At 70.5% G+C, this 12,330-nt stretch carries 6 protein-coding genes; 5 read left to right on the forward strand and 1 reads right to left on the reverse strand.

Annotation, left to right across the window (positions count from 1 at the left end; genetic code table 11):
• Positions 1-228: 228 nt before the first annotated feature.
• Positions 229-2,013 carry an autotransporter assembly complex family protein gene (locus MKP15_RS13695; protein ID WP_240213083.1) on the forward strand — a complete coding sequence of 595 codons (1,785 nt, stop codon included), beginning with the start codon at positions 229-231 and terminating at the stop codon, positions 2,011-2,013.
• Between the two features lie 92 nt (positions 2,014-2,105).
• The gene (locus MKP15_RS13700; RefSeq protein ID WP_240213110.1) at positions 2,106-5,885 is read left to right on the forward strand and encodes a translocation/assembly module TamB domain-containing protein; all 3,780 of its coding nucleotides are present in this window, start codon (positions 2,106-2,108) and stop codon (positions 5,883-5,885) included.
• A gap of 122 nt (positions 5,886-6,007) precedes the next feature.
• On the opposite strand, the gene MKP15_RS13705 is transcribed toward MKP15_RS13700, so the two are convergent.
• Positions 6,008-7,294, reverse strand: coding sequence for a hypothetical protein (locus MKP15_RS13705; protein ID WP_240213084.1), 1,287 nt, complete (start codon positions 7,292-7,294; stop codon positions 6,008-6,010).
• Between the two features lie 1,059 nt (positions 7,295-8,353).
• Here MKP15_RS13705 and MKP15_RS13710 point away from each other — a divergent pair.
• The 3 genes from MKP15_RS13710 to MKP15_RS13720 all read left to right on the forward strand — a co-directional run bounded on the left by MKP15_RS13710 (position 8,354) and on the right by MKP15_RS13720 (position 12,302).
• Positions 8,354-10,498, forward strand: a complete 2,145-nt coding sequence (locus tag MKP15_RS13710; protein WP_240213085.1) for a S46 family peptidase — start codon at positions 8,354-8,356, stop codon at positions 10,496-10,498.
• A gap of 144 nt (positions 10,499-10,642) precedes the next feature.
• Positions 10,643-11,392 carry a response regulator transcription factor gene (locus tag MKP15_RS13715; protein ID WP_240213086.1) on the forward strand — a complete coding sequence of 250 codons (750 nt, stop codon included), beginning with the start codon at positions 10,643-10,645 and terminating at the stop codon, positions 11,390-11,392.
• Between the two features lie 148 nt (positions 11,393-11,540).
• Positions 11,541-12,302, forward strand: coding sequence for a response regulator transcription factor (locus MKP15_RS13720; RefSeq protein WP_240213087.1), 762 nt, complete (start codon positions 11,541-11,543; stop codon positions 12,300-12,302).
• Positions 12,303-12,330 lie beyond the last annotated feature (28 nt).

The raw sequence follows: 12,330 nt of genomic DNA on the forward strand, positions 1-12,330 counted from the left end.
GCATGCAGGGCCGGCGTCTGTCTTCATGGCCACGACCGGTCATGGGCGTACCCGGTCGGAATGGGGGACGGGACACTGACTCCCTGCATGTCGCATCGTTGCGCTTCGTCGAGATCAGGACGCGACCCGGCACGCCTTCCGCGCGCGAAGCCGTGGTGGCGTGTCTGCTCGCCCTTCATCTTCTGTGCCGTGATTCTCCGGTCACGTTCGGCCCGGTATGCTGCCGCGATGCTGCCTGCCCGAATCACTCGTCCCCTCCTTGCCGTTGCCCTGCTGGCAGCCTTCTCCGCCCATGCCCGCGGCACGATCGAGAAGGTCCAGATCAAGGGGCTGGACAAGGGCGACGACGCGGCGATCATCGAGAACATCGAGGTGTCGCTGTCGCTGTACGACACCATCGGCAAGGTGCAGGGCGAGTCGCGCCTGGAATACCTGCTGTCGCAGGCCGAGCGGCAGACCCGGCAGGCGCTGGAGCCGTTCGGCTACTACAACCCGACCATCAGCGTGGACGCCCCGCGCGAGGGCGACACCGTGCGGGTGGTGATCGAGGTCGACAAGGGCGAGCCGGTGCGGGTACGGCAGTCGGAGGTGGTCATCACCGGCCCGGCCGCGCGCGACCGCTACCTGCAGCGGGACCTGGAGGACTTCCAGCCGCGCGAGGGCGAGCCGTTCGACCACAGTACCTACGAGGCCAGCAAGGTCGTCATCACCCGGCGCCTGTCCGAGCGCGGCTACTTCGACTCGGACTTCACCCAGCGCAAGGTCGAGATCACCCGCGCGCAGAACGCGGCCGACATCTTCCTGAGCTGGGACAGCGGCCGCCGCTACAACATGGGCCGGATCAGCTTCAACCAGGACTACTTCCGCCCGGGCCTGTTCGACCCGCTGGTGTACTGGGAGCAGGGCAGCTACTGGCACGAGGGCAAGCTCGACCGGCTGCGCGAATCGCTGACCAAGCTGGACTACTTCAGCACGATCGACATCCAGCCGCGCCCGGAAGACGCCTATGGCGACGGCGAGGTGCCGGTGGACGTGAACCTGACCCTGGCCAAGCGCACCATCTACACCGCCGGCCTCAGCTACGGCAGCGAGAGCGGCCCGGGTGTGCGCGGCGGGGTGGAGCGGCGCTACGTCAACAGCCGCGGGCACAAGCTCAATACGCAGCTGGACTACGCGCAGAAGCGCAAGAGCCTGGTCACCAGCTACCGGATACCCGCGTTCCGCTGGCTCGACGGCTGGTACACCTTCGCGGTCAGCGCCTACGACGAGCAGACCCGCTACATCGACATGCGCAATTTCAAGCTGATCGGCAGCCGCAGCGGCGAGATCAACGAGTACTGGACCGCCATCGCCTCGGTCAACGCACTGCGCGAGCGCTGGCGCTACAGCTCCGGCGACCAGTTCACCGACGCGGTCTACCAGTACTCGACGCTGGTGTACCCGCAGTTGACCGCCGACTACGTGGACGTGGACGACAAGGCGTTCCCGCGCCGCGGCTTCAGCGGCAACGCCACCCTGCGCGGCGGCATCGAGGGCGCCGGTTCGGACACCAGCTTCATCCAGGCCGACGCCACGCTGCGCTGGTACGTGCCGCTGGGCGACAGCGACCGCCTGATCCTGCGCGGCCAGGCCGGCACCACCTGGACCAGCGACCTGGTGGCGATGCCGCCGAGCCTGCGCTACTTCGCCGGCGGCGACCGTTCGATCCGCGGCTACGCATGGCGTGAGGTGGGGCCGCGCACGCCCGCCCCGGACAAGTACGCGCTCGGCGCCAAGCACCTGGTGGTCGGCTCGGCCGAGTACGAGCATTACTTCGGTGGCGGTCCGTGGGGCGCGGCGGTGTTCGTCGATACCGGCAGCGCCTTCGACAACACCATCGACCTGCATACCGGCGTGGGCCTGGGCGTGCGCTGGAAATCGCCGGTCGGGCCGGTGCGCATCGACATCGCCCATGGCCTGAACCACCCCGACTCGCAGTTCCAGCTGTACCTGAACATCGGAGCCGACCTGTGAGCCGCCGTCCCGCGTCCGCCGCGCCTGCCGACATCACCCCCGAGGAACGCGAGGCGCGCATCGCCGAACTGCGCGCGCGGCGCCGCGCGCGGATGCGCACGCTGGCGATCCGCAGCGGCATCGGCATCGGCGTGCTGGTGGTGCTGGCGTCGCTGGCGCTGTACTGGCTGCTGCAGACCGTGGCCGGCCGCGACGTGCTGCTGGCGCAGGTGGTGGCGCGGCTGCCGGCCGATTCGTCGCTGACCTGGAGCAAGGTCGAAGGCCCGCTGGCCGGGCCGCTGGTGCTGCACGACCTGGACTTCCGCTACCAGGACATCCACTTCAGCGCCGCCCAGGCCTACCTGGACCCGGACATCCGCCCGCTGCTGGGGCGCAAGCTGCGCCTGGACCTGCTGCGCATCACCGACGCGCAGCTGGAACTGGGGCCGCCGGAAGAGAAGCCGTTCGAGCTGCCGCGCTGGCCGGACGTGCTGCCGGCCATCACCCTGCCGCTGGCGTTGCAGGCCGATACCATCGAGATCGACGGCCTGCGCATCGTCCAGCAGGATGCGCCGCCGATCGACATCACCCGCCTCCGCGGCGGCCTGGAAGCGGCCGACGGCGAGTTCCGCGCCATCGGCCTGCAGGTGGACGGCAACCTGGGCGATTTCCGCATCGACGGCCACTACCTGCCGCGCCAGGACTACCGCACCGATCTCACCGTGCGTGCGCTGATGCCGGCGCGGCCGGGCCAGCCCCGGGCGCGGTTGGGGCTGGTCGCGCGCGGCGACCTGGCGCACATGGAGGTGGCGCTGGCCGGTTACGCCCCGCGGCCGCTGCATGCCAGCCTGGTGCTGGACGGCCGCGACGACCCGGTATGGAGCGTGGCCGCGCGCAGCGAGGAACTGGACCTGGGCCAGCTGGTGCCGGCGCAGTATCTGGCGCAGGCGCCCGCGCCACTGGCGCTGGATTTCAATGCGCGCGGGCGTGGCGGCAGCGCGCGGCTGCAGGGCCGCGTGCGCCAGGGCGACCAGGAACTGGTGCTGGCACCGTCCAACATCGTCATTGACAACCAGGTGCTGACCGTCTCGCCGCTGGTGGCCGAGGCCTTCGGTGGCGAGCTGCGCCTGCAGGGCAGCGCCGACTTCAGCGACACGCAGAACCCCGGCTTCCGCTTCGCGGTGGTCGCCAGCCAGCTGACCTGGACCCCCGCGCCCGATCCGTCGGCGCCCGGCATCACGCCGGTGCCGTTGCACCTGAAGGAAGCGCGCCTGGGCGTGGCTGGCACCCTGAAGAACTGGGCGGCGATCGGCAAGGCCGAGGTGGCGCGCGAGGCGCAGGATGCCCGCCTCGACTTCGACCTGCGCGGCAGCGACCAGCAGGCGCGCATCGAGAAGCTCGAGGCGACCACGCCCGGCGGCTCGCTCGGCCTGACCGGTTCGGCGGCCTGGCAACCGGCGCTGTCGTGGGACGTGGATGCGCGCCTGGCCAGCTTCGACCCGGGCTATTTCGTGCCGGGCTGGGAAGGCAAGCTGTCCGGCACGCTTGCCTCGCGCGGCAAGCAGCTGCCGTCGCCGGCCGGCACCGCGGACATGCGGTTCGAGGCCACCCTGGACGTGCCGCAGCTCAAGGGCAGGTTGCGTGGCCGCAGCGTCGACGCGCGTGCCCGGCTGGCCCTGCAGGGCACCCAGGGCGAAGGCGACGTGCGCCTGGTGATGGGCGACAGCCGCATCGAGGCCAAGGGCAAGGTGGGCGAGCGCCTCGCCGTGGATGCGCGGCTGCAGCCGCTGCACCTGTCAGACCTGCTGCCCGGCGCCAGCGGCAGCCTGGCCGGGACCCTGCAGCTGCGGGGCACGCCGGCCCAGCCGGACGTCACCGCCGACCTGCGCGGCGACGGGCTGCGCTGGGACGACTGGAAGGCCGCCCACGTTAGCATCACCGGCCACCTGCCATGGAAGGGCGACAACGGTGCGCTGCAGGTGCAGGGCAGCGCGGTGGAGGCGGGCCTGCTGCTGGACAGCGTGCGCCTGGATGCGCGTGGCAGCGTGCAGAACCTGCGGCTCGACGCCGATGTCCGCAACGACCTGGCGGCACTCGCCCTGGGCGGCAGTGTGCGCCAGGCCGGGCCGGCATGGCGCGGCGAACTGGCGGCGCTGCGGGTGGCCCCGGCCAAGGGCGCACCCTGGCAGTTGCGCCAGGCCGCGGCCTTCAGCGTGCAGGGCGGCAACATCGCCCTGGGCGATACCTGCCTGGGTTCGGACACCGGCGGCGCGCTGTGCGTGGGCGCCAACTGGCCGCGCGAAGGCGTCCACCTGCGTGGCGATGCATTGCCGCTGGCGCTGGTGCAGCCGTGGCTGCCGCCGAACGCGGGCCGGCGCATCTACCTGCGCGGCGAGGTCACCGTCGATGGCCAGCTGCGCCCGCGCGGCAAGGCCTGGGAAGGCAGCTTCAAGGTCGCCTCGGCCGAAGGCGGCATCCGCCTGGGCGACAACGCCCGCGGCGAACTGGTGCGCTACGACCACTTCTCCATCAACGTGGACATGCAGCCCGGCGGCATCAACGGCTACCTCGGCGTCGGTTTCCAGGGCGACGGCTTCGTCGATGCCAAGGTGCGGACCGGCTGGGAGCCGAACGCCGCGCTCAACGGCGAGCTGTACCTGAACATGTCGCGGCTGTACTGGATGGAGCTGTTCTCGCCCGACCTGGTACGGCCCAAGGGCCTGGTCGAAGGCCATGTCAGCCTGCGCGGCACGCGTGCCCAGCCCTCGCTTGGCGGCGAGGCCAGGCTCAGCGATTTCAGCGGCGAGTTCCCGGCGCTGGGCCTGGCCCTGAGCGAAGGCAAGGGCAGCTTCACCGCGCAGCCGGATGGCTCGGCGCGCATCGCCGCGGAGGTGAAGACCGGCGGCGAAGGCGCGCTGAAGGTGCAGGGCGGCCTGTCCTGGTTCGGTGACGCGCAGCCGCTGCAGCTGCACATCGGTGGCGACAGGGTGCTGGTGTCCAACACCAGCGAACTGCGCGTGGTCGCCAACCCCGACCTCGATTTCACCCTGGCCGGCACCGCCATGGAGCTGCGCGGCAGCGTGCACGTGCCCGAGGCGGCGATCGACCTGGAGCGCCTGGACCGTGGCACTTCGGTGTCCGAGGACGTGGTGGTGCTCGACCCGGTCGATCCGGAGGAATCGCGTGCCTCGCCGCTGGACATGGACCTGGCGGTCAGCCTCGGCGACAAGGTGAAGATGAGCGGCTTCGGCTTGAAGGGCGCGCTCACCGGCAAGATGCAGGTGCGCGCCCGCCCCGGCCGCGAGATGACCGCCAACGGCGGGCTGGAAGTCAGCGGCCGCTACAAGGCCTACGGCCAGGACCTGACCATCACCCAGGGCCAGCTGCTGTGGAACCACGGCATCGTCTCCGACCCGCGCATCAACATCCGCGCCCAGCGCGGCATCGGCGAGGTCACCGCCGGCATCGTCGTCACCGGCCGCGCGCAGCAGCCGCGCGTGGACGTGTGGTCCGATCCGGCGATGTCGCAGTCCGAGGCACTGTCCTACCTGGTACTCGGCCGCAGCCTGAGCATGGCCAGCAGCGACCAGGCGCAGCAGGTCAATGCCGCCTCCGCGGCGCTGTCGGCCGGCAGCGGCCTGCTCGCCGCGCAGGTCGGCGCCAGGCTCGGCCTGGACGACGCCGGGGTCAGCCAGTCGCGCGCGCTGGGTGGCGCGGTGATCGGCGTGGGCAAGTTCATCACCCCCAAGCTGTACATCGGTTATGGCGTATCGCTGATCGGCAGCGGCTCGGTGCTGACCCTCAAGTACCTGCTGCGCCGCGGCTTCGACATCGAGGTCGAATCGAGCACGGTGGAGAACCGCGGTTCGGTGAACTGGCGCAAGGAGAAGTAGCCGGGCCCGCGCCGGGCCCGCGTGCCGTGTCCGCGGTCTCCCGGGCTACCGGTCCACCGACCGGGCGCGGCATGGCCAGGCGCGTGCGCGGCGGGCAACGCCACGCCGCCGCGCCGCCCGGTTCACGGCGCGGACGTGGCGGCGACGGGGGAGACGACTGCCCCGCGCAGTACCGGTCTGCCGGCGACCACGTCGGTCCATACCAGGCGCGCGTTGCCGCGGTCGACGAGCAGGCGCGGGAAGCCGGTGCCGCGCCCGCGGCCCTGCAGGAGCGCAACCCGCAGGCGGCCGAGCTCGCGCTCCAGCGAGGGGCTGTAGCGGGCAAGCCACAGCGATTGCCCGCGCGCATCCTCGCGCAGCCACGCCAGCCACAGGCCATCGGCGTCGGCCGCTACCTGCACCCGTCCCTGCACCGCGGTGCCGCGGTCCGGCACCCGCGGCGCGCCGAAAGTGGCGCCGCCGTCGCCGCTGTGGGCCAGGCGCAGCAGTGGTTCGCCCTGCGGCGCGGTGTACCACGCCACCCAGGCCTCGTCCCCGTAAGCGGTGACCGCGGGGCCGTTCACCGGGCACGCCGGCATGACCCAGTCGTCGGCATGGACCCGCCGTGACGGCTGCCAGCCGCCGGCGACGCGGCGGCGCAGGTGGATGTCGCGGACCTCGCCGGCGTCGCGACCGCGATACACCAGCAGGATGCCGCTGGCGCCGGCGTGGGCCCCGGTCTGGCAACAGTCGCAGGTCATCGCGTCCAGCTCCTGCTCGTCGTGCTTGCGCAGCCGGGCATCGAAGCGCGCACTGCGCAGGGTCATCGCGCCTTGGCCATTGCCCTGGCCGTGGCCGTCGCCGTGCCCGGTGCCTGCGGTGCGACGTCCATCCAGCCAGGCGATGCCCATGCCATCGGCGCCTTCGGGCCACAACGAGACGAAGCCGTGCTCGGTGGCCGTCCGGTCATCGTGCACGGTGACCGGTGCCGACCACTGCCGGCCATCGGCTGAGCGCGCCAGCAGCACGTCGTAGGCATGCGGGTTGCCGGCGGACCGGCGCAACCATTGCGCCCACAGCGCGCCATCGGCACTGGCGCGCAGGTGCGGGGTGTCGGCCCAGTTAACGAACCAGTCGTTACCGCGTGCGATCTGCCGCGCAGGCTGCCAGCGGCCAGCGGAAAAGCGCGCGTAGCGCAGCTGGTGGCCGCGCGCGTCCGGCGCCAGCCACGACAGCAGCAGGCTGCCGTCGGGTGCGGCCACCAGGTCCGGCTGCGCGGCGCTCGCATCGGCCGGCAACGGCCACGGTTCGGCGTGCAGCCGCAGGGCCGGGCCGGCGGCCGGCGCCGTGGGCGCCGGCGCTTGCACATCGCCGGAACATGCACCGAGCAGCGCGCACGCCAGCGCGAGGGAAGCGGGGAAGATGCGCATGCGCGCAGGATAGCGGCATCGTGACCGTTGGCGGTTGCCCGCCCACCGGGGCCCGGCTACTGTCGCCGCCTGTTCTGTACCTGCTGGAGTTCCGATGAAGCGCACACCGCTTGCCGCCGACGCGTGAACTAGGGCATTTGAGCACCCTGAGGGCGAGTGATGGGTAACCGTGCGATATGCGATGACATGGCCTACACCAGCCATGCTGATGTCGCATCTACCTAACTGAACCTCATGCAGCAGCGCTATGACGATCCGTAGATCGACAGGCTCCTGTCGGTAGATCCGGGGGCGATGGAACGTGATCGGGCGGGGACATTCCACCACTATTGGGATGCCAATGACGATCCGTTGCCATACTGACCCCGGTGGACATGACCTCCTCGGCGGCCGGCTAGCTGTCAGTGGATTCTCTCATCGGATCCAAGCATACATACTCCCAATAGGAGCGGGCGCACCGCGCATGTTGTTGGCTTGATTTGCAGAGAACGCAGTTGTGGGGGGATGTGGCAGCCGCCGCGACTGTCGGTGCTTCTAAGATGATTGGCGCTTCAGCCAAATCGGAGAGCTTGAGCAAAGGCACCGCAGACAAAGAGCGGACCGGCCGGCGCGGTACCACTCGGCAGTGGAAGCAACGAGAACGGCCGTGGTCGGATAAGGATGGCTTGATGGCGGAGGTCGTGTGATCTACCTGGGGATTGGACTGCTATTGCTTATGTACGGACTCCGGCTACTGCTTGGCGGAACAAGCAATACCTACTTCGGGATCGGCGTTTTCTATGATTTTGGTAAGTATGGAACTGTGTTCGGCATATTCTTCTTGGTGGCCGGACTTGTGTTCATCAAGGCGGCAATGCGTTCATTCAAGAACATGCAATAAGGCGTGGGGTAGTTTCCCGGCGGCGACTAGAGGCTCCGGGTTTTCCAGGTCCGTTCTTGCTGATCGCGGATGGCACCGGCCATGCCTGCGGAGTATCGATCCGTCCGTCACATGGTAGTTGCCTCCAAGAGCTGCCACCGCTACCGTCGCCTGCTGTTTCTGAATCCGCTGGAGTTCCGATGAAGCGCACACCGCTTGCCGCCGCCATGGCGCTGGGCATGAGCCTGGCTGCCGCCGCCAACGCCAATGAGGGCATGTGGATGCCCACCCAGTTGCCGGCACTGGCGAAGACGTTGAAGGAGGCCGGTTTCAAGGGTGACCCGTCGACGCTGGCCGACGTCACCGCACCGCCGCTGAGCGCGGTGGTGCGGGTGGGCGGCGGCACCGGCGCGTTCGTCTCCGGCGATGGCCTGCTGCTGACCAACCACCACGTTGCCTACGGGGTGATCCAGTACAACGCCAGCAAGGAGCACGACACCATCAACGACGGCTTCATCGCCCAGGGCCGCGATGACGAGCGCGCGGCCAACCCGGACTACCGGGTGCTGGTGACGGTGGGCTTCGACAAGGTCACCGACGAGGTGCTCAAGGAGGCGCGCGGCAAGACCGGCCGCGCCTACTACGACGCGGTGGAGAACGCGCGCAAGCGCATCGTCGCCGACTGCGAGGCCGAGGGCGGGGTGCGCTGCTCGGTGGCCAACATGTACTACGGCAGCGATTTCTACCGCATCCGCCAGCTGGAGCTGACCGACATCCGCCTGGTCTACGCGCCGCCGCGCGCGATCGGCAATTACGGCGACGAGATCGACAACTTCATGTGGCCGCGCCACACCGGCGATTTCACCCTGCTGCGCGCCTACGTCGGCAAGGACGGCAAGCCGGCGCCCTACAGCAAGGACAATGTGCCGTACCACCCGCCGGCACACCTGAAGATATCGCTGGACGGCCCCAGGGAAGGCGACTACGCGATGCTGGCCGGTTACCCGGGCACCACCTACCGGCTGCGCACCGCCGCCGAGTTCGCCAACCAGATCGACACCGTGCTGCCGCGCCGCGTGGAGGTGTTCCAGCAGCTGATCGACGTGATCGAGGCGCAGGGCAAGGGCAACGCCGATGCGCGCACCCGCTACGCCTCGCAGCTGCAGTCGCTGAAGAACAACCGCAAGCGTGCCGCGGGCGAGCTGGAGGGCCTGCTGCGCAGCGATGCCAAGGCCCAGCGCGCACAGGACGAGCAGGCGATGCTGGCCGCCACCGACGCCCGCTACAAGGCCGATATCGATGCGTTGTCCGCCGCGCTGGCCGCCGAGCGCGACGCCGGCGCCGGCGACTTCCTGGTGACGCTGATGTCCAGCCAGACCCAGCTGCTGCGCTCGGCCATGCTGCTGGAGCGCCTGCGCATCGAATCGGCCAAGCCCGACGCCGCGCGCGAGAGCGGTTACCAGCAGCGCGACCAGGCGCTGATCGAAGGCGTGCTCAAGCAGGTGCAGCGCCGCTACGACCCGGCGGTGGAGAAGGCGCTGCTCACCGCGCTGCTCACCCGTTACCAGCAGTTGCCGGACGCGCGCCGCGATGCCCGCTACGACGCGTTGTTCGGGCGCACCCCGGAACAGCTGCGCAAGGCGCTGGACACCCTGTACGCCGATACCCGGCTGGGCGACGAGGCGCAGCGGCTGTCGCGCTTCGAGGCGGCGCGCAAGGGCGGCGCACTCGAGGCCGACCCGCTGCTCGCGGCGGCCGCCACCCTGGTGGCGGCGCAGCTGGACGCCGAGCGCGAAAGCAAGCAACGCGAGGGCGAACAGCTGCGCCTGCGCCCGTCCTACATGCAGGCGCTGTTCGCCTGGCGCGCCAGCCAGGGCCGCGCCGTGTACCCGGACGCCAACAGCACGCTGCGCATCAGCTACGGCAAGGTCGAGGCGCTGCATCCGCGCGACGCGGTCAGCTACTCGCCGGTGACCACCGTGGCCGGCATCGTCGAAAAGAACACCAACACAGTGCCGTTCGACGCACCCAGGCCACTGCTGGCGGCCATCGCCAAGGGTGATTTCGGCAGCACCGCCGATCCGGCGCTGAAGACCCAGACGGTCAACTTCCTGACCAACCTGGACACCACCGGCGGCAACTCCGGTTCGCCGGTGCTCAATGCGCGGGGCGAGCTGATCGGCCTGAACTTCGATTCCAACTGGGAGTCGGTCAGCGCCAGCTGGTGGTTCGACCCGCGCTACAAGCGCGCCGTGCACGTAGACATGCGCTACCTGCGCTGGCTGCTGGCCAAGGTCTACCCGGCGCCGGCGCTGCTGGCCGAGATGGGCCTGCCGCGGGAGTAGGCGCCTGCGCGACGCCGGGCCCGGCCGGATGCCGGCCGGGCCTTGGCGCCGCCCCGTCCGGCCAGCGCGGCCGGGCCGTAGTGGGACACCGCTGGCCTAGAATGGCCGGGCGAACAGGGCGGGACAGGTCGTGGGGAAGCACTGATGCAGGTGGATCGTGAACTGGCGGCGGCCGAGGCCGGCGCCAGGCTGGATGGCATACGGATCTGGGTCGTCGAAGACGACCCCGAGTGGCGCGGCATGGTGGTCGACGAGCTCGAGTACCACGGCGCCGAGGTGCGCGGCATCGACAGCGTCGAGGCGCTCTACCGCGAACTGGCGGTGGACCGCTGCGACATCCTGGTGCTGGACGTCGGCCTGCCCGGCGAGGATGGCTTGAGCGCCACCGGCCACCTGCGGCGGATGGATGGCATGGGCATCGTGCTGGTCACCGGCCGCAGCGGCACCGCCGACATGGCCCACGGGCTGTCCGTGGGCGCCGATGTCTACCTGCCCAAGCCGCTGGAACTGCCGGTGCTGGTGGCCGCGCTGCACAGCCTGCACCGGCGCATGTCGCAGTCCGCGCCGGCGCTGGCCGCCGCCGGCGAAACCGTCGCCGCGTGGAGCCTGCGCTCGGACGGATGGGATCTGCAGGCCCCCAACGGCAAGGTGCTCACCCTGACCGTGGCCGAACGCGGCTTCCTGCGGGAACTGTTCGCCGCCCACGGCGAGGCGGTCGAGCGCGAGCGGCTGATCGCCGCGGTGACCGACCAGCCCTGGGATTTCGACCCGCACCGGCTCGAGGTACTGGTGCACCGCCTGCGCACCCGGGTACGCAATGCCACCGGCGCCATGCTGCCGGTACGCGCGCTGCGCGGCGTCGGCTACCTGCTGGCGTCCGAACCCGCCGGCTGACTCCGGTTCCGCTTTCCAGCGGCTGCTGTGGGTGAACGCCGGAGAGCGACGGAGATTCTCTGATACTGCCGCTGCGCCGGCTGCTGCCGAGAATCCCACCCCACGCCGGAGCCGCGCATCGCGTGGCCGGCGTGCATGGGGAGCGGCATTGGAAACGACACAGGAAGGGCCGTCGCCAACCGCGCCGCGCCCGCTGCAGGGCCTCCGCATCCGGGTGGTGGAGGATGATCCGGAGTGGTGCGCGCTGGTGGTCGACGAACTCGCGCGGCAGGGCGCGGCGGTGCGTGGCCTGGGCAGTGTCGAAGCCCTGTACCGCGAGCTGGCGGTGGACGCGTGCGACATCGTCGTGCTCGACGTCATGCTGCCGGGCGAGGATGGATTCAGCGCGACCCGCCACCTGCGCCGCACCGGCGACATGGGCATCGTGCTGGTGACCGGGCGTGGCGCCGCCGCCGACATGGCCCATGGGCTGTCCGTGGGCGCCGATGTCTACCTGCCCAAGCCACTGGAGCTGCCGGTATTGGTGGCGGCATTGCACAGTCTGCACCGGCGCATGGCCGCGCGCACCGCTGCACCGCCGTGCCCGGCGCCGGAGCCCGCGCCGCCTCCGGGCGACGGTTGGAGCCTGCAGGCAGGCGGCTGGGAACTGGGGTCGCCCGGCGGCCACGCCGTGGCCCTGTCCAGCGCCGAGCGCGCGCTGCTGCATGCACTGATCACCAGCCCCGGCACGCCGGTCGGCCGCGAGCGGCTGATCGCCGCACTGACGCCCACGCCCCGGGATTTCGATCCGCACCGCCTGGAAGTGCTGCTGCACCGCCTGCGCGCGCGCGTCCGCGACGCCACCGGCCTGGCCCTGCCGGTGCGCGCACTGCGCGGCCAGGGATACCTGTGGGTGCCCACGCATTCGTGATCCCCGGCTCCCGCTGCATGGCGCCGCG

Origin of the sequence: Stenotrophomonas sp. Y6, from assembly GCF_022436665.1 — a bacterium.
GTDB classification, from domain to species: Bacteria; Pseudomonadota; Gammaproteobacteria; order Xanthomonadales; family Xanthomonadaceae; genus Stenotrophomonas; species Stenotrophomonas acidaminiphila_A.

What these genes read in the sequence shown, in the direction of transcription:
- MKP15_RS13695 (WP_240213083.1), top strand. Translation starts at nt 229, where the DNA reads ATGCTGCCTGCCCGAATCACTCGTCCCCTCCTTGCCGTTGCCCTGCTG.
- MKP15_RS13700 (WP_240213110.1), top strand. Translation starts at nt 2,106, where the DNA reads ATGCGCACGCTGGCGATCCGCAGCGGCATCGGCATCGGCGTGCTGGTG.
- MKP15_RS13705 (WP_240213084.1), bottom strand. Translation starts at nt 7,294, where the DNA reads ATGCGCATCTTCCCCGCTTCCCTCGCGCTGGCGTGCGCGCTGCTCGGT.
- MKP15_RS13710 (WP_240213085.1), top strand. Translation starts at nt 8,354, where the DNA reads ATGAAGCGCACACCGCTTGCCGCCGCCATGGCGCTGGGCATGAGCCTG.
- MKP15_RS13715 (WP_240213086.1), top strand. Translation starts at nt 10,643, where the DNA reads ATGCAGGTGGATCGTGAACTGGCGGCGGCCGAGGCCGGCGCCAGGCTG.